At 61.3% G+C, this 17,501-nt stretch carries 13 protein-coding genes and 1 pseudogene; all 14 read right to left on the minus strand.

The window, feature by feature from the left end:
* Positions 1–146: 146 nt before the first annotated feature.
* A complete protein-coding gene (locus tag EIY72_RS17320; RefSeq protein WP_231985556.1) occupies positions 147–1,640 on the minus strand; it encodes a family 16 glycosylhydrolase in 1,494 nt (497 codons plus the stop codon).
* A complete protein-coding gene (gene galE / locus EIY72_RS17325; protein WP_093220821.1) occupies positions 1,637–2,689 on the minus strand; it encodes a UDP-glucose 4-epimerase GalE in 1,053 nt (350 codons plus the stop codon). The genes EIY72_RS17320 and galE overlap by 4 nt, the downstream gene beginning before the upstream one ends.
* Positions 2,690–3,198: 509 nt before the next feature.
* Positions 3,199–4,149, minus strand: a pseudogene (locus EIY72_RS17330) (oligosaccharide flippase family protein); the annotation flags it as partial.
* 4 nt (positions 4,150–4,153) lie between these two features.
* Positions 4,154–5,107, minus strand: a complete 954-nt coding sequence (locus EIY72_RS17335) for a glycosyltransferase family 2 protein (RefSeq protein WP_093220830.1) — start codon at positions 5,105–5,107, stop codon at positions 4,154–4,156.
* Positions 5,101–6,420 (minus strand): O-antigen ligase family protein, encoded by a 1,320-nt coding sequence (locus tag EIY72_RS17340; protein ID WP_093220833.1) that lies wholly within the window; start codon positions 6,418–6,420, stop codon positions 5,101–5,103. Before EIY72_RS17340 ends, EIY72_RS17335 begins: the two co-directional genes overlap by 7 nt.
* Positions 6,417–7,529: a glycosyltransferase gene (locus EIY72_RS17345; protein WP_093220837.1), complete on the minus strand. Its 1,113-nt coding sequence runs from the start codon at positions 7,527–7,529 to the stop codon at positions 6,417–6,419. Before EIY72_RS17345 ends, EIY72_RS17340 begins: the two co-directional genes overlap by 4 nt.
* Positions 7,526–8,596 carry a glycosyltransferase gene (locus tag EIY72_RS17350; RefSeq protein ID WP_093220841.1) on the minus strand — a complete coding sequence of 357 codons (1,071 nt, stop codon included), beginning with the start codon at positions 8,594–8,596 and terminating at the stop codon, positions 7,526–7,528. The genes EIY72_RS17345 and EIY72_RS17350 overlap by 4 nt, the downstream gene beginning before the upstream one ends.
* 16 nt (positions 8,597–8,612) lie before the next feature.
* Positions 8,613–9,320 (minus strand): WecB/TagA/CpsF family glycosyltransferase, encoded by a 708-nt coding sequence (locus EIY72_RS17355; protein ID WP_093220845.1) that lies wholly within the window; start codon positions 9,318–9,320, stop codon positions 8,613–8,615.
* Positions 9,317–10,675: a UDP-glucose dehydrogenase family protein gene (locus EIY72_RS17360; protein ID WP_093220849.1), complete on the minus strand. Its 1,359-nt coding sequence runs from the start codon at positions 10,673–10,675 to the stop codon at positions 9,317–9,319. Before EIY72_RS17360 ends, EIY72_RS17355 begins: the two co-directional genes overlap by 4 nt.
* A gap of 47 nt (positions 10,676–10,722) precedes the next feature.
* Positions 10,723–12,114 (minus strand): undecaprenyl-phosphate glucose phosphotransferase, encoded by a 1,392-nt coding sequence (locus EIY72_RS17365; RefSeq protein WP_093220852.1) that lies wholly within the window; start codon positions 12,112–12,114, stop codon positions 10,723–10,725.
* Between the two features lie 105 nt (positions 12,115–12,219).
* Positions 12,220–14,535 (minus strand): GumC family protein, encoded by a 2,316-nt coding sequence (locus tag EIY72_RS17370; RefSeq protein WP_093220855.1) that lies wholly within the window; start codon positions 14,533–14,535, stop codon positions 12,220–12,222.
* Positions 14,536–14,537: 2 nt separating this feature from the next.
* Entirely contained in the window at positions 14,538–15,071 is a 534-nt protein-coding gene (locus EIY72_RS17375; RefSeq protein WP_093220858.1) for a polysaccharide biosynthesis/export family protein, read from the minus strand.
* An 11-nt stretch (positions 15,072–15,082) separates the two neighbouring features.
* Complete coding sequence (locus tag EIY72_RS17380) at positions 15,083–16,243, minus strand: outer membrane beta-barrel protein (protein ID WP_093220861.1); 1,161 nt, start codon at positions 16,241–16,243, stop codon at positions 15,083–15,085.
* Between the two features lie 62 nt (positions 16,244–16,305).
* Positions 16,306–16,824, minus strand: a complete 519-nt coding sequence (gene rfaH / locus EIY72_RS17385; RefSeq protein WP_093220866.1) for a transcription/translation regulatory transformer protein RfaH — start codon at positions 16,822–16,824, stop codon at positions 16,306–16,308.
* Positions 16,825–17,501: the final 677 nt, after the last annotated feature.

A 17,501-nucleotide genomic window follows, 5' to 3' on the forward strand; every position in this document is an offset into this window, starting at 1 on the left:
TTTACAGCCCACTATTGGACGTATTGAGAATAGGTGTATTTAGTAGTTTTTCCAGCGACCGAGCGGGCGCGCGAAAACCTCCACGGCAGGGCCTGGATTCATGGGCGTTTAAAGGGATTTCAACGGTTGTTGATTGTGATCGAATGTCATGGCGCGCGGTGCCAGACCCTGAGGTAGTCGACGCTGAAAGTGGAAGGCAAATCGGCATCGTTGACCACGCCGAACCAGTTCCAGAACGCCTCGCTGTCAAACACCACTTGCATCGGGAAATGCCAGTGGGTGTTTTTCGATTCCCTGACCAGCACGCCATCGACGTACCAGCGCAAGGTGTCGGGTTGCCAGTCAAAGCCGTAGACGTGAAAGTCGCTGGCCAATCGCCATGGCGCGGTCCAGGTGCTGCCGTTGGCCAGGTGCTCCTTGCTTTGCGGGGTCGCCCAGACATGGCCGTTCATGTTGTACAAACGGTCAAACTTGCCATTGGCCGTCTTGCCGCCAATCTCGAAGATGTCGATTTCCGTGGCGTTGTCAGGCAGCCCGGTCCATGCCAGCCAGAAGGCGCTGGAACCCGCCGAGTTCATCGGCCTGGCCCGGGACTCGTAATAGCCATAGAAACCCCGCGGCTCGGTACGCACCATGGCCGAGCTGTAGTCCTTGAAACCCAGGCGCACATATTTCTCTGGCAAGACCTGCTTGCGGAAGACGATATCCAGATGGCCATTATTGAGGCTGGCATTCTCCGGCATGAACAACGCCGGTTTACGTCCCAGCGAGTCCGTGCCGGAACCGTCATTGACGTGCCAGCGCGTTTCATCGAGCTTGCTGCCGTCGAATTCGTCGGACAGCCGGGTATCGAGCACCCAGCGCCCGGCGTTGGCCTGATCGGATAACGGCAAGTGCGGGTTGAGGTGCTGCGGGACAGGGCCTAGCGGGCCCGAACGCGTCCAGATATTCGCCTGTGGGGGAATGGCCACCTGCCATTTGCTCGCCAGATAAGCAAACACCTCCTGACGCTCCTGCTGGGTCACCAAAATGCGGTCATACACCAGCACTTCGGCGATGTCGCCACGCAGGACCTCGGTGGTGCCCACCACATTGCGTGCGATGGCGTAGGGGCCAATGGGCACATCATTCAGTTCCAGAACATTGAGCACCGGCGTGTAAGCCGTGGCTTTTTCCACGCTGATGTTGAAGTTCGGCGCGACGTTATCGTTGTTAGCCAGTTGCGGGCGCGAGCTGAACAGGCGCTGCCAGGTGTCGCCGCCGGCCTGTTCGGACAAGCGTCGCGACACCACGAACACCGTCGCCGGGCCCTTGGCCGTACGGATGGCCTTGCCGAGAAAGGCCGAGGTGCCACTCAGTCGCACCACGGCGTTGCCGTTCATGGCGTTGTTCACACGCAATGGCAGCGACGCGGCGTTGGGGTTGTCGACCACGGCGTCATGGGCCTTGCCGGATTTGTCGCGCCAGCGCAGGACCCGCTGCTGACTGTCGAGGGTCATGGATGACGCGTCGCTGCCATCGAGCCACAACACCAAGCCTTCGCTCGTTGGTCGTAACGCCGCGGCCTGGCTGGTGCTGGCGAGCAAGGCCAGCATCAGCATCAGCATCAGCCAATAGTGGCGCAGGCGGACGGCCGTCACCGGGCTATCGCCGTCAGCAGTTCAGCCTGATGGCGATAGCCAAACGGGTTGCTCGACTGCCAGCGCCAACTGTCGAGGATCATCTGCGCCAGGTTGCGCCGGGCGCACCAGCCGAGGTCCCGCTGGGCCTTGCTGGCATCGGCCCAGCATTGGGCGATGTCGCCGGCACGACGCGGCGCGACCTGATAGGGGATGGTGATGCCGGTGACGTCTTCGAAGCTGCGGATGATCTGCAACACGCTGTAGCCGATGCCGGTGCCGAGGTTCCAGATGTGGATGCCGTGGTCTTCGCGCAACACCTGCAGGGCCTTGAGGTGGCCTTCGGCGAGATCGACGACATGGATGTAATCACGCACGCAGGTGCCGTCGAAGGTCGGGTAGTCGTTGCCGAACACGGTCAATTGAGGAATGCGGCCAATCGCCACCTGGGTCAGGCAGGGCAGCAGGTTATTCGGTTTGCCGTTGGGGTCTTCGCCGATCAACCCGCTCTCGTGGGCGCCGATCGGGTTGAAGTAGCGCAGCAGGGCGATGCTCCAGCGCGGCTCGGAGAGCGCCAGGTCGGTGAGCAACTGCTCGACCATCAATTTCGAGCGTCCGTAGGGGCTGGCCGGGGTGCCGGTGCCGCAGTCTTCGACGATGGGGGTTTTCGGTGGATCGCCATACACCGTCGCCGACGAGCTGAACACCAGGTTGAAGACGTTGAAACGGGCCATGATCTGGCACAGGTTGAGCGTACCGACCACGTTGTTGGCGTAATAGTCCAACGGCTGGCACACGCTGTTGGCCACCGACTTGAGCCCGGCAAAATGCACCACCGCTTCAATGTCGTAGTGGCTGAAGATCGCTTCCAGCAGCGGCGTATCGCGGATGTCGCCCTCGACGAATTCGATGCGGGTATGGGTCAAGTGCTCCAGTCGCTCGATGGACTCGTGGCAGCTGTTGCACAGGTTATCCAGGACCACCACGTGGTGGCCGGCGTCGATGAGGGACAGGGCGGTGTGCGAGCCGATGTAGCCGGCGCCGCCTGTGATCAGCGTGGTTTTTTGCATGATGGCGCGTTCCTGTGGCAAGAAGTCAGGGGTCAGCGAGCGGTAAAAACCAACTTGAATTCTTGTGGCCAGCGCGGGTGCAGCACGCTATAGGCCAAGGCATAGGTGACGGCACCGATGGCGATATCAGCGACCAGGTGCATGAACCCTTGCAGGTGCAGGTGCGCTGACAACGCCAGTACCACGGCGGCCATTACCAGCGAGGCGATCACGCTGCGGTAGCTGGCGTCGACGAATGCGCCCCAGCCGTAGCCGATGGCCGTGTTCAAACCGCGAATCTGCAACGGCGTGATCACCAGCATGCGGACCAACAACGCCAATGCCGCGCCCATGCCGCCGTAGATCGGGCCCAGGCCATAGACCAGTACCAACGCCAACAGCGTGGTGGTGACTTCGGCCTTGAGGGTCAGGCGCGTGTGGTTGACCGCCACCAGCGCGGTGGTGGCGTACATCGCCAGGTTGCCCAGCGCCGCGGTGACCGCCAGCACTTGGAGCATTGGGATCGCCGGCGCCCATTTGGCGCCGAAGATCAGCAGGATGACGTCCTCGGCAGTCAAGGCGATGCCGAGGAAAAATGGCGTTAGCAGAAAGCCGCTGATCGCCGTCGAGTCGTTGATGATGCCGATCAAGCGCGGCGGGTCGCTGCTGCGCCGGGCGAACACCGGCAGGGCATAACTCATCAGGCCGTTGTAGATCGCCGAGCGCGGCAGGTCGATGATGCGCATCGCCAGGTTGAACATGCCCACCGCATGGGCCCCGGCGGTCATGCCCAGCACCACATTGACCCCGCGCTGCAAGGCTTGCGAACTCAGCACGTTGATCGCCACCGGCGTGCCGGTGCCGAGCAACTGACGCAGGATCGGCCCGTCGATGCGAAAGGCAATGCGGCGCCGGTCGGCGAGCATCAGGACCGCGGTGGAGACCATGTCCATGATCAGTGCCTGGGCGATCACCGCCCACGGCCCGAACCCCCACAGCGCCACCAGAATGCCGCCGATACCGCCGGCGATCTTGCCCAGCAGGGTGCGCGAGGCCAGGCGCTTGAAGTTGCTGCTGCGGCGCATCTCGGCGACATAGACCCGCGCCATCAGGGTGAACAGAATCTTCACCGAGGCAATCGCGGTCATCCACTGCAACGCCGCCGAATCGGTATACAGCACCGCGGCGCCGCTGATCAGCACAATCGAGGCGAGGCTGATCAATACACTGAACCAGAACACCGTGCTGACGTGCCTGTCGTCCATCTTTTCCAGACGAACCAGCGGGTCTTCCAGCACCGAGCTATAGAGCAGGCCAACCATCTCGACGATAGCGATGATCACCGTGCCCACGCCCAACTCGGTTGGCGTGAGCAACCGGGCGTACACGACAAAGGTGATCATCGAGAGGAAAATCAGGCCGAATTTCTCGGTGAAAATCCAGATCAGGGTCATCAGGCGACGGTTGGCCATGGCGGGCATTCGCTCAATGCGCCGCAGTGGGGGCGGCGGATTTGCCCAGGCTGCGGGCCCGGGAATAGAGGTAGCGCAGGGTCGGTTTGCCGTGGGAGAAAAACACCGCCTGCCATGAGCACGCGAGCATGCGCCGGTACACCTCAACGACCTGGGCGTGCTCGGCGCGGCAGGAAAACGCATGAAGGAAGTCGGCGAGATTGCCGAGGATGAAATCGATGCGCTGCTGCGGGCTCAACACCTCGCCATAACGGGCCAGGAACAGCTCGATGAAGCGGAGCTTGTGGTGGTAGTACTTGTTCGGCTGGGCGGTGATGTTGCCGCCGTTGACCGTGCGCGACATCAGCACCTCGGGCACGGTGTGGATCTCCCAGTGTTCGGCGATCCGTGCCCACATCATGCGGTCTTCGGAGTAGCGCAGGCTCGCTTCGAAGCCACCGAGCAGTTGGATCACCTCGCGCTTGACCAGGACTGCGGACACGCCGTTGACCACGTTGGCGTGAATGAAATCGAAGAAATGCATGCCGTTCTTGTAGCGACCTTCCATGTGTTCGGAACCGTCGCTGTATTCGACCAGCACATTGCAATCGATCAACCCCACCGCGTGGCCTTCGCGGGTCAGGTGGTCATACAGCGCCAGTTGTTTTTCCAGCTTCTGCGGGTGCCAGCGGTCATCGGCGTCGAGAAACGCGATGAGGGTTTCCTCGGTGTGCTGCAGGCCGTGATTTCGCGCGCTGGCCTGCCCCTCGTTGACCTGGTGCAACAGCGTCAAGCGAAACGGTGCGACAAAGGCTTCGACCCGTTGCGGACCGTCATCGGTCGAGCCGTCATTGATGACGATCACGTGATCGGGCCGGCGGGTCTGTTCGCTCAGGGAGGTCAGGGTCTGCTCGATGCTGTCGCCGCCGTTGTACAGCGGGATCACCACACAGACCGTGTGTTCTGCCGAGGGGGTTTGCTCTAGCACGGGGTTTTCTCCTTGTGATACGCCTTCACGGGACCACGCGAGGCGCTGCGGCGAACGGCCGGGGTCCAGTGGGGTTGAGTGGCATGGGCGTGATGGAAGGACAGGGCGAGGCTGCAGAACACCAGGAATTCGGCGCTGCGGTAGTTGGGAATCACGTAGGCCACGTAGTTGGTGACGATGAACAGCCCGACAATTACCAGCGCACAGGCGCGCACCTGCGCCGATTGCTCGGAGGTAATCGCCCGGTACTGTTTGACCAGCGCCCCGGCAAACAGCAACAACAGCGCTGTCAGTTGAATCACGCCACCGTTGAGCAGGGTTTCCAGGTAACCGCTGTGGGCGTTGCCGATGTAGCCCCAGCGCTTGATGAACACCTCGGCGTCATCGCTGGCCCAGAATGCGCCATAGCCGTAGCCGTTGAGGAATTTGTCGTCGATGAACGGCGTCAGCAGCTCCCAGATCTGCGTGCGGTCGGTAAGTGACGCGTCGCGCCCGAGCAGGTCCAGCAACAGCGAGTAGTTGGCGTACAGGAACACGCAGATCAACGCGTACACCAACGTGGCGCCGAAGAAGGCCGCCAGTGAACGGTTGACGCGCAAGCGCACCAGGGTCAGGAAATACCAGTAGCTCGCGGCGCCCGAAACGATCAACGAAATGGCGGTGGCCGACTGGGCCAGGCCAATGGCGAGCAAAGAACACAGGGCACCGAACAGGGCCACGGGGTGGCGTCGGCGGATCATCGGCAACAGCAACAGGATGCCGATGGCGTTGATCCGCGCGCCGGCGTTCTTCTCGGCGAAGATGCCCTTGAAGGCTCCGTCGCGTATGCCACCGGCAATGAAGGCGATGTCCGGCCGCAGGACGGCGAAGATCAGCCCCATCAAGGCGACGGCGCCGATCATGCAACCGAGCATGAAGGCGATGCGCTCGACCGAGTAGTTGTAGGCGATGAAGCCGGCGAAAAACACCACGCTGAGCAGCGCCACGTAGCGCTTGAAGCTGAGCATCGGGTCCTCGGACCAGGTGATCGAGGCCGCCACGCACAACAGGAACGCCAGCAAGAGGAAGTTGCCGCGGTAAAAGCTCTTGCTCAGGAACACCTTGTGGCGGATGAACAGGAACAGCGGCACCAGCAAGGTGATCAGGCCACAGACCTGATTGATCAGGTTGCCTTCGAGGTCTTTGTCGACATCGTCCAGGTTGGCCACGTTGCCGAGGTTGAGAAAAAAAGTGGTCACCTGGAAGTAAAACAACAGCCCGAACAGCGTGAAGCCGTCGCGCAGGGTGGAATAGCGGATTTCCAGGGTATTCATGACCGTTGCTCCCCGAGTAATGCCACGAGGTAGGTCTGCACGGCACGGCCGCTCATGTAGCGGGCGGCGGCACTGATGCGGCTTGGGTAATGGCGCATCCGCGGTTGGGCCATCTCGATGCTGATGGCCTGGGCCAGGGCTTCGGCGTCATCGACAGGCACCAGCGGCGCCACCGCGCCATCTTCGAGAATTTCCTGCGGGCCATAGGGGCAGCGGGTCGAGACCACCGGCGTGCCCGTCGACAGTGCTTCGACCAGAGCATTGGGGCTGCCTTCGAAACGCGACGACAGGACAAAACAATCGGCGGCGGCAATCTGGGCCATGGGGTCAGGGGTGTAGCCCGGCAACTCGACACGCCCGGCGACGTCAAGGCGTGCAGCCTGCTCCAGCAATTCAGTGCGCAGTCCGCCCTCGCCGAAAATCAGCAGACGGACGCGGCGGTCCTGCAGGCGCGCCAGCGCCTCGATCAGGGTATCGAAGCCTTTCTGCGCGGCCAGGCGGCCCACGGCGACGATCACCGGCGTGCGCTTGTCGAGCAACCAGGGATGGGTCGGCCGCCCCGGCGTGCGCTGGAGAAAGTCGTTGTCGAGTACCGGGTTGTCGGCAATGGTCACGTCGCGGTCGCGGGCAATCGTGGTCTCGACCAGGTCCCGGGCCACGCCGCGCGAGACGCAGATCACCGGGTTGGGAATCAGCCGATACAGCAAGGGTGCCAGCCAATAGGCCAGGCGCACGCGCAACGACGGGTTGACGTGCTTGTCCCGGGAAAACGCATTGCGCTCGCTCACGTGCAGCCGGGTCAGTGTCCCGGACAGCGCTGCAGCGGCAATCGCCACCACGTTGACATGGGTGAGGGCGGCCAGTTGTGCGTCGAAGCGGTTGTGCCGCAGAAAGCGCGCCAGGGCCGGCACCGCACTGGCGCTGCGCGGGCTGTTCAAGGCGACCTGCTTGACCCGTGGATCGAGCAACGCGACGTTCACACCCCCGCCGGTGAGCATCAGCAAGGTCACGTCGTTGCCGGCCTCGACCAGTGCCCCGGCCAGGCGCGCCATCATTTTCTCGGCGCCGCCGGCGCTGAGGTCGTGGAGGATAATCAGTAGCCGTTTCATAGGTTCCACACCTGGTAGTACGCCTGGGCGGCGTGTTCACTGGTGTACGGGTTCACGGTGTGCGCCATGGAGCGTGCGCTGTGCGCCGCCAGATCGAGGCTTTGCTCAAGCCCGCGGGCCAGGTCCGGCACATCGTTGACCCTCACCAGTTGACCAAGGCGGCCGTTGTCGAGCAGTTCCCTTGGCCCGCTCGGGCAATCGGTGGCCAGTACCGGCGTACCGAGTGCCAACGCCTCGATCAATACCGTCGGCTGACCTTCGTAAAACGAGCTGAGGATGAGCAACCGCGCGTGGCGGATCAGCGGATAGGGATTGCCCAGATGCCCGGTAAAGGTGACGCGGCGGGCAATGCCCAGGCGCTGGGCCTGGTCAATCAGTGACTCACGCATCGGGCCGTCGCCGACAATCATCAGATCGGGCACCAGCGGGTTACTCGCCACCTGTGCATAGGCTTCAAGCAGCAGATGAAAACCCTTGAGTTCGATCAATCGTCCGACCGCTATCCAGTACTCACGCGGCAGGCCCTTGGGCAGCGGCCCGCGCGCGGCGGCATACAACTGATCGGTGACCACCGCATTGGGGCAATAGCGGATACGTTGCCGGCCCCAGGGCATCAACCGCGCCAGTGCCTGGTGCAGGCCATGGGACACGGCCACCACCTGGCCGCTACCGCACAGGTACAGCGCATAGAGCAGGCGCAGGCTGTGCACGCCGGTTTTCTGCTCTGAGCAATCGAGGGCGGTGTGCCGGGTGTAAATGACGTGGCAACCGCTGCCCAGCGTGGCAAACCAGGTGCACAGGTTGGCTTGCTCCTTGGCGCTGATCAGATGAGTCACGCCTTCACGGCGGATGATCCGCCGCAACAGCACGACGGACTTGATCAGGCCGAACAAGCCATTGCCGCCCCCATCGAGGGCGGGCGCGCCGGCAACGTCCGGCGTTTCACCGTTCATCACGAAGACGCTGACCCGCTGGCCGTCCTTGAGAAATTGCTCGGCCAGGCGCTGCTGAACGCGTTCGACACCGCCGCCTTCCTTGAAATCCTTGAGCGTGAACAGGATGTGCATGGTCATCTCCCGACATTCAGGGTGCCGTGATGTTGATCGCGACTTTGCGTTGGAGAATCAGCGCCGCCAGGCGCAGGAAATTGCTCGGGTAGTCGAGCAGGTAGCGCTCGATGGTGTGCGGTTCGCGGTACATGCGATAGAACGCCCGCAGGTGCAGACGGTTGATCACCTCGGGGTAGTAGGTATTGGTCGCCAGGGCTTCCTGGCGAATGAAAGCGCCGCAGGTGAACGCCACCCCGCTGAAGCCGGCGTCCAGTGCGTTGAGCACGAAGCGTTCCTGCAGGCCGGCGCCCAGACCGACGATGAGGATGTCGGCGTGGCCCAGGCTGATGTCGGCGTAGATGGCCGCGGCCTGGGCGGCATCAAAATAACCGTTGTGATAGCCGGCAATCGCCAGCCGTGGATATCGTGCGTGCAGCTTCTGCACGAACAATTCCAGCTCGGCCTGCGTGGCACCGACCAGGTACACGCGCTTGCCGAGTTTTTCCGCGTCGCTGAACACCGGGTCGGCAATCGAGGTGAAATCGAAACTGACCCGGTCGATGGCACGTCCGGTGACGCGCGACATGAAACTCGACATCAGCATGCCGTCACAGAAATAGGCGATGGCGTGGGGTGGTTGCTGGAAAAAACTGCCGATGGAGGCAAAGTTGATGAAGGAAAACGCCATGTTGGCGTCCAGCAGCGCTGGCGAGTACTGACCGATCAGTTCCAGGCGGATCATGGCGCGTCTCCCTGCACTTGCGCCTCGAGGGTCTGGCGGCCCACCGACAGGTAAGTGAAGCCGCGCTTGCTCAGGCGTTGCGGGTCGTACAGGTTGCGCCCGTCGAAGATCAGCGGCTGCCTGAGTTGCCGGGCGAGCAGGTCGAAGTCCGGCGCGCGAAAGGCCTGCCATTCGGTGACGATGATCAGCGCATCGGCGTTTTTCAGCGCCGCTTCCTTGGTGCCCACCAAGGCCAGGTCATCGCGCACGCCATACAGGCGCTGGGTTTCTTCCATGGCCTTGGGGTCGAACGCCTGCACGTTGGCGCCGGCGCGCCACAAGGCTTCCATCAGCACCCGGCTGGGTGCCTCGCGCATGTCGTCGGTGTTGGGTTTGAAGCTCAGGCCCCAGAGGGCGAAGGTCTTGCCGTGCAATGCGCCGTTGAAGTGGTCGTAGACCTTGTCGAACAGCGTGGTCTTCTGCTCGTCGTTGCGCGACTCCACGGCCTTGAGCACGCGGGCGTCGAAGTCGAGGCTGTCGGCGGTGCGAATCAGCGCCTTGACATCCTTGGGGAAGCACGAGCCGCCGTATCCGACGCCGGGATAGATGAATTGATAGCCGATGCGCGGGTCCGAGCCGATGCCGTGGCGGACCATTTCGATGTCGGCGCCGAGTTTCTCGGCCAGATTGGCCATCTCGTTCATGAAGCTGATCTTGGTAGCCAGCATGCAATTGGCGGCGTACTTGGTCAGCTCGGCACTGCGCAGGTCCATGACGATGATTTTTTCGCGGTTGCGATTGAACGGCTCGTACAACTCGCGCATGACGTCTTCGGCGCGGGGGCTGTCGGTGCCGATGACGATGCGGTCCGGGCGCATGCAATCGTCCACGGCACAGCCTTCCTTGAGAAATTCCGGGTTGGAGACCACGTCGAAGGTCAGGTCGCTGCGGCCGTTGTCCGCCAGCACTTGCGCAATCCGTGCCCGCACCCGGGCGCCGGTGCCGACCGGTACCGTGGATTTGTCGACAATGGTCTGGTGGCGCTGCATGTGCTCGCCGATGGTCTGCGCCACGTTCAACACGTATTGCAGGTCGGCCGAGCCATCCTCATCAGGCGGTGTGCCGACGGCAATCAACTGCACATCGCCATGCCGCACGGCGGCGGCCAGGTCAGTGCTGAACTGCAACCGGCCGCTGTGAAAATTGTCCCGCACCAAGGCGTCCAGCCCCGGTTCGTAGATCGGCAGGGTGCCCGCCTGCAGCGCCCGCACCTTGTCGGCGTCGATGTCCACGCACATCACGTTGTGGCCGACCTCGGCCAGCGCCGCGCCTTGAACCAGTCCGACATAGCCAGTGCCAAATACACTCACATTCATGGGAAAACCTCAGCGGGCGTGGGGCCGGTCGGGGACCGGGCACGCGGTCAGTAGATGTTTTTCGAGAACAAGGTGAAGGGCGTCTTCAGCAGAATCTTGATGTCCAGCCACAGCGACCACTGGTTGATGTAGTTGAGGTCCTGGGCGACCCGCAGCTGCATCTTTTCCAGGGTTTCGGTTTCGCCGCGGTGCCCGGTGATCTGGGCCAGCCCGGTGATGCCGGGTTTGAGGCGGTGGCGGGCCATGTAGGCGCGGACTTTGCCGGTGTAATAGATGTTGTGCGTGACCGCATGGGGGCGCGGGCCGACCAGGGCCATTTGCCCGAACAGCACGTTGAACAGTTGCGGTAGCTCATCGATGGAGCTGCGCCGCAGGAAGCGTCCCAGCGGCGTGACGCGATCGTCGTCGCGGGTGGCCTGGCGCACTTCCTGGTCGTTATGCACGCGCATCGAGCGGAATTTCCACACCTTGATCACCTGGCCGTCGCAGCCGTGACGGTTCTGCTTGAACAGCACCGGTCCAGGAGAGGTCAGCTTGACCGCCAGTGCCACGCAAAGCAGCAGCGGGCTGAGCACCATCAAGGCGACGGCCGCCAGGGTGCGCTCGAACAGGTCCTTGCAGAACAGGCTGCCGGGATGCGAGGTGATCAGGCTTTCGTTGAGGTAGATGGCCGGCATGCGCTCGATTTCCGAAATCGAGTGGTTGAGCAACACCATGCTGCCGAAGTCGGGAATCCACACCACGTCGACGTTCATGTCGAGCAAGTCGATGTACAGGGCTTCGATGGTGGCGGCATCGGCCATCGGCAGCACGATATAGACACGCCGCACTTCCATGCGGGTGATCAGTTCGCGGATGTCGTTGACGTGCCCGAGCAACGGCAGAATGCTCGGCGCCGGGCCTTCCTGTTCCTTGGCGGCGATAAAGCCGAGCAACAGCGCGCGATTGGGGTAGGTGAGTTTCTTCGCCAGCTCGTGGGCGGTGGGGCAGGTGCCGATGATCACCGAGCGGCGTTCATGGCAGATCATGCGGGAGTACAGGCGGGCGACGTAGTGCAGCGGCAGGAAGCTGGCCGCCTGGGCGAGAAAGCCGGTGATCGCCCAGACGATGATCACCTGTCGGGAAAACAGCGCGCTGGTCTGGGTGACGAAGGCAATGCTGATCAGCACCCCAAGCAGGATTAGCCAGCCGGCCAGCAAGCGACTGAGTCCGACCAGCAGGCCATGGCGCTTGTAATAGACCTGCATCAGGCTGTAGATCGGTACCGAACCGAGGACCGTGAGGATCATCAGCAAACGGTATTCGCTGGGCAGGCCGCCGACGCGCAATTGCACCAGTGCCACCAGCAACAGATTGACCAGTGCCATCGCACACACCCACTGGCCCCAGAACGTGACGCCTCGTCGATGCGCCATTTGAGCGGTATAGAGCGGAGTCATGGACTCAATCTCCAGACACGGGGCGTCATTCGAAGCCCCCACCGTCCTTGGCGACTTCGATTCACGCGCAATTAGAGATCACGCAGCTACGGTCGCTGCCCGGTGTTACCTGGGTGCAAAGTCATAGTCATAGAAGGATTTGGAGTGGCCATGGCCATACTTGCGCGCCTTGCGCATGTCGACCTGGTTGAGCACCACGCCAAATACTGGCGCGTGGCTTTGCTGGAGCATCGCCAGGCTCTTTTGCACCTGGCTGATCGGTGTGCTTTCGGCTTTCACCACATAGATCACCGCGTCGGAATGCTTGGCCAGCAGCAGCGCATCGCTGACCAGCTCGGCAGGTGGTGAATCGATGATGATGTGCCGATAGCGTGACTTGAGCACTTCGAGCATGCGCGCCATGCGTGGCGAACTGAGCAGGTCCTGCGCCGGCGCCTGGCGCAAGCTGTCTATCGGTTCGCCGGGCGAGGGCAGGCGCGGTGAGTTGAACAGGTCCGAGGAAGTCGGTGAGACACTGCCGGCCGGCAGCATGTCGAGGTTGCCCACGGTGCGGATGCAGTCCTCCAGCCGCGCGGTGCCGGCAATCACGTTGGCAAAACCGGGGCTTTCGCTCGGGAAGTCGAAATTCAGCGACAGCGTCGGCTGGCGCAGGTCGGCATCGATCAGCAGCACCCGCTCCAGCGATGTCAGCGAACAGGCCAGGTTGTTGGCGATGGTGCTTTTGCCTTCACCGGGAACCGTCGAGGTGACCAGCACCACTTGTGACGGTTCCTCGGTGCTTTGCAGCATCAGCCAGGTGCGCAGATTGCGGATGGTCTCGGAGAACCGTGGGTGGTCGTTGTCTTCGAACAGCCGCGCCAGTTGTCGACGGCTCTTGCGGGTGACCAGCGGGATCACGCTAAGCAGCGGCACATTGAGCGTGCTCTCGATGGTTTCGTCGCTCTTGAAGGTGTTGCTCAGGGTGTCGAACAAGAAAGCCATGCCGACGCCAATGATCGCCGCGACCACCGCGACAATCGCCAGGATCAGGTTCTTGCGCGGCTTGCTTGGTTCAATCGGCGCAATGGCCGTGTCGACCACCCGGGCCTTGGCCGAATCCATGTCGGAGGTGGCTGCGGTTTCCTTGTAACGGGTGACAAAGGTTTCGTACAGCGCCCGGGTGCTGTCGACCTCACGCTGGAATTCGCGCAGCTGGAACTCTTTACGGGAAATATTCTGGATCTGCGCCTTGTTGCTGTTGAACGACTTTTGCAGGGCCCCTTCGCTGGCCACGGCCAACTGGTATTGGCGCTCGATGCCAGCGACCACTTGCTGCACCTGCAAGCGCAGGCTGGTCTGGGCGGTGCGCAGTTCCGACTGGGCGGAAATCAGCGCAGGGTGCTTGGCGCCATAGCGGCCGGACAGCTCTTCGACCTTGGCTTGCGCCTTGGCGACCTCGGCCTGGAATTGCTGGACCAGCGGGTTGCTCAACACCGCCGGCACGCTGGACAAACGGCTCATGTCGCCATTGCTCAACGCTTGCGCCTGGCGGTACTGACTTTCAGCTTCCGCGCGATCACGGCGGGCATCGATCATGCGGTTGCCGGTCATCTGCAGTTCGTTGGCGCTGATGGTCGCCACACCGTCGACATCCACCAGGCCTTGTTCCTCGCGGTAAGCCTGGAGTTTGTTTTCCGCGTCACGCAGGTTGTTGCGCAGTTCACCCAGGCGGGTGTTCATCCAGCTGGTGGTGTTCTGCGACGACTTGAGGCTGGTGTCGAGTTGACTGTCCATGTAGGCCTGGGCCAGGGCATTGGCGGCTGCGGCGGCCAGAGCCGGATCGGGCAGTTCGACGTCGATTTCGAGCAGCTGGCTCTTGCCGACAAACTTCACCGTGGTATGGAGCATGAAGTTTTGCACCACGTCATTGAAGATGTCCTCTTCCGTGGGCGCAGGCTTTTCCGGCAGCAGCAAGGCCAGCCAAGGCAGCCACTGCCCGCCGTTGAGGTCGGTCAGCCACTGCCGCGGGGTAAACCACGACTGTGCTTGCTGACGCGGGTCCGTGGCGGGGTGGGTGGTGAGCTTGAGCTTCTTCACCACCCGCTCGGCCAGGTCACGGGATTGCAGGAGGGCCTGCTGGGTCTGCAAGTAGTCCGGAGTGGTGGTTGCGCCGGAATCGGTCACTTGCTGGAAACTCATGACCGGCGGCGTTTTCTCCTTGATCAGCAGGGTGGTGGTGCCCATGTACTGCGGCGTGATGAACGACAGCACGGCAAAGGCCAGCGCACAACAGAACGCGACCCACCAGGCGATGTTCCACTTGGCGTGCCAGATGACCCTCCACAGTTTCAGCAGATCAAGGGTGTCCGACTCTTCGCTGTGCTGCGGATGCAGATGCGCCTGGAGCGGACGTTCGACGTAGGTGCTAGGGCTGTTGTCCATGATTAGAAAAAGCCTTGTGCAATGGAAATGGTGTCACCGGGGGAGATAACGGTGGTCTTGGTGATGTTGTCTTCGTCCACGGAACCACCGTCGCCACGCAGGATGGTCACGCGTTTCATTGAGGCGCGCTCGGTCAGGCCGCCGCCCAGGGCAATGGCTTTTTCCAGGGTCAGCCCAGGCACGAAGGGGTAGCTGCCGGGCTTCTGCACTTCGCCGTTGATATAGAAGGGGCGGTATTCGATCTGGCTGATACTGACTTTCGGATCGTTCAGGTAGCCCTGTTTGAGGCCTGCGACGATTTTCTTTTCGACCTGGTTCGGCGTGAGGCCCTTGGCGTCGATTTCACCGAGGAAGGGATAGGAAAAGGTCCCGGCGTCATTGAGCTGGACTTTCCTGATGCTCAAGTCCGGTTCGCCGAACACGGTGATGCGCAACACATCACCAGCGGCGAGTTTGTAATTTTGGGCGGGGTCTGCTGCGTAGCTGGAAGGAGCGAGCAATAACCAGAGCAACAGGCCAAACAGGCGCGCGTTCATGGGTATGTCCTCTACAGGCTGATGTTGAAACTGAGCTGGAACACGTTGCGCAAGAAGCTTTCGTTCTCGGCATCGGAGTTGTTGTCGCGGAAGCGGTACCCCAGTTCGATGTCCATCCAGCGGCGCATCTGGTAGATCACCGAGAGGTTGTAGTCCTGCAGGTTGTCGGTACGGTTCTGGCCCTCGTAGACGTAGCGCCCGTAGCCGGCCTGGGCGACGGTGGTGATGCGTTCGGTCCAGCCGTGGCGCCAGCCGACCTGGGTGAAGGTCGCCTTGACCGCATCGGAACCATCGTCACCTTCAGCCAGCGCCTGGCGGGCGAGGAAGGTAAAGGTCGAGTAGGTACGCGGTTTGTATTGCAGATCGATTTGCCAGGTCGGGTTGCTCAGGTCGCTGGAAGTGCTCTCATCGAAATTCTTGCGCTCGTAGCCGATGCGTACCTTGCCGGTGGTGCGGGCGGTCAGGTCCCATTCGGCACCGGCCAGCACGGCATCGGACTTGCTGCTGCGCGGGCTGTTGGATTCCAGGTAATCGAAGCGCGTGTGGTCGTATTCGAGCAGCCCGCGGGTCTTGCTGCCGATGCGGTGGTACCAGGTGGTGGTGAACCCGGTGGTGTTGCGTTCCTTGTCGTCGTTGATGCCATCGCCATTGTCATAGCGAAGTTGTGCGTAGTTGGCGCCGATGTCGATCTGGTTGGCGGCGCTGCGGGCGCCGTAGGTGTAGATGCCCCCCACGCGTTTGTTATTGAGCTTGTCGTTGACGCCCTCGACCGCGGTGGAGGTGGTGCGCTCGAACTTGTGGTATTCGGCCTCGAGTTTCAGCCGGTGGCGGTCGGTGAACTCCATAATGCTGTCGGCCCGAACCCGCTCCGAGGTGCTCGAAGCATCGGACTCGGAGTGATAGATGTAACGGGTCGGTTGAAAGACCAGTCGCGTGGCACTGTTGCGATCCTCGGCCTTGAGTTCGAAGGACGGGGCAATCTTGGTCACCATCGAGGACTGGGCGTTGTGCTCGACCTCGCGGATGTTGTCGTCATAACTTTCCGACACCCCGAACGTCGGGATGAACTGGAATCCGTAGATGTCGATGGACTGCGGAACGATGCTCCAGGCCGAAGCGGGGTACAAAGAAGCCAAAAACAAGGCAAGCGGGCAATGCGACTTGAGAGGCATGTCATTATTCCCGAGAAGTGAATAATCCAGGCGTTCGTTGCTTTTTGTTTTTCAGGTGTCTTTCAGGATCGCTGCCGTTCCAGGGCACTCAACGGCACACACACATGCTGTTGGCGGTTGAGGAACTGCAACAGGAGCATCACCCGTTCGGCACCAAGCATCGACTGGAACACACCTTCAAGGGGTGACAGCGGTCCGTAGATGATCTGCAGGGTTTCACCGGGTTCCAGGGCGGGGGTTCCCTGGGCTTCCAGCGACTGATAGCTGCGCACGCGCAAATGCTCGATGACCTCATCGGTCACCACGGCGGGGACATGGTTGAATTCAACGATACGGCTGACGCCGCGCGTGGAGCGAATGGGGGCCCAATGGTCGTCAACACCGAGCTGGATGAAAAGGTACCCCGGGAACAGGGATTCCAGCATTCGGTGCCGCTTGCCGCGAATCACACGCTCACTCACCCGTTGCGGCCGAAAGGTCACATAGGCTTGCTGCAACAGATTGAGTTCGGCCCGCTCATCTTGACGGGGTTTGCACTGCAACAGATACCAACGAGCGCCATGGGGGTTTATGGCTTGCATTCTGGAGAGCTCCGTACATAGCGTGTTGTTAAGCAGCCCGGGCCGAGAAGGAAGCGCCGTACTGCTTGCTAGTAGGTAGTAGGCTTATTCAAGCCTTAAAAATGTAATCCCAGATGCGTTATGTTTATTATTGGCAGTTAGAGTGTTTCAAAGTTGAGCGTGTAAGTGTTTCAAGTTTGAAGCAGTTCAGCGAGGTATATCTATAGTTGATTCTGCTATTACAAGGAAGACTGTTTGCTCGAGCCAAAGCTACCGCAGGGTGCGCACTCGGCAACCAGTCGTAGTTGTAAAACACAGAGTGCCTGGAGGTCTCGGAGGTCGGAGGCTACAACACGCGCCGTACATCCAAGAAGGCCCGTACAGTTATCGGCCAGTCTTGTCGGTCTGTCAAATACCAATAGTCAAAAAGCATACCTTTTATCTGGTTTCGCTTGCGCCCATGTTTAACGTATTGATTTTGAATGAATATATTATTTTGTCGGATTAATTAAACTTTTGGTGTTGGCGAAAGTCGCACTTTGCTAGTTGCAAGACGAGATGCACGGAGGCCAGTTTGTTATTCATCAATATACTCTGCGCCAGCCATATGACAGTCGCGAGTCGATTTGGCGCGCTTTTGGTGCGCGTATTATGAAGTGTCGTTATTAAAGCCCCATAATGTTCCAGTTTTGGCTGCA

It is taken from the genome of Pseudomonas vancouverensis, assembly GCF_004348895.1.
Lineage (GTDB): Bacteria > Pseudomonadota > Gammaproteobacteria > Pseudomonadales > Pseudomonadaceae > Aquipseudomonas > Aquipseudomonas vancouverensis.

Bases quoted from the DNA above. Each gene is read 5' to 3' on its own strand.
- galE (WP_093220821.1), bottom strand. From the start codon at position 2,689: ATGCAAAAAACCACGCTGATCACAGGCGGCGCCGGCTACATCGGCTCG.
- EIY72_RS17340 (WP_093220833.1), bottom strand. From the start codon at position 6,420: ATGAATACCCTGGAAATCCGCTATTCCACCCTGCGCGACGGCTTCACG.
- EIY72_RS17345 (WP_093220837.1), bottom strand. From the start codon at position 7,529: ATGAAACGGCTACTGATTATCCTCCACGACCTCAGCGCCGGCGGCGCC.
- EIY72_RS17350 (WP_093220841.1), bottom strand. From the start codon at position 8,596: ATGCACATCCTGTTCACGCTCAAGGATTTCAAGGAAGGCGGCGGTGTC.
- EIY72_RS17355 (WP_093220845.1), bottom strand. From the start codon at position 9,320: ATGATCCGCCTGGAACTGATCGGTCAGTACTCGCCAGCGCTGCTGGAC.
- EIY72_RS17360 (WP_093220849.1), bottom strand. From the start codon at position 10,675: ATGAATGTGAGTGTATTTGGCACTGGCTATGTCGGACTGGTTCAAGGC.
- EIY72_RS17365 (WP_093220852.1), bottom strand. From the start codon at position 12,114: ATGACTCCGCTCTATACCGCTCAAATGGCGCATCGACGAGGCGTCACG.
- EIY72_RS17370 (WP_093220855.1), bottom strand. From the start codon at position 14,535: ATGGACAACAGCCCTAGCACCTACGTCGAACGTCCGCTCCAGGCGCAT.
- EIY72_RS17375 (WP_093220858.1), bottom strand. From the start codon at position 15,071: ATGAACGCGCGCCTGTTTGGCCTGTTGCTCTGGTTATTGCTCGCTCCT.
- EIY72_RS17380 (WP_093220861.1), bottom strand. From the start codon at position 16,243: ATGCCTCTCAAGTCGCATTGCCCGCTTGCCTTGTTTTTGGCTTCTTTG.
- rfaH (WP_093220866.1), bottom strand. From the start codon at position 16,824: ATGCAAGCCATAAACCCCCATGGCGCTCGTTGGTATCTGTTGCAGTGC.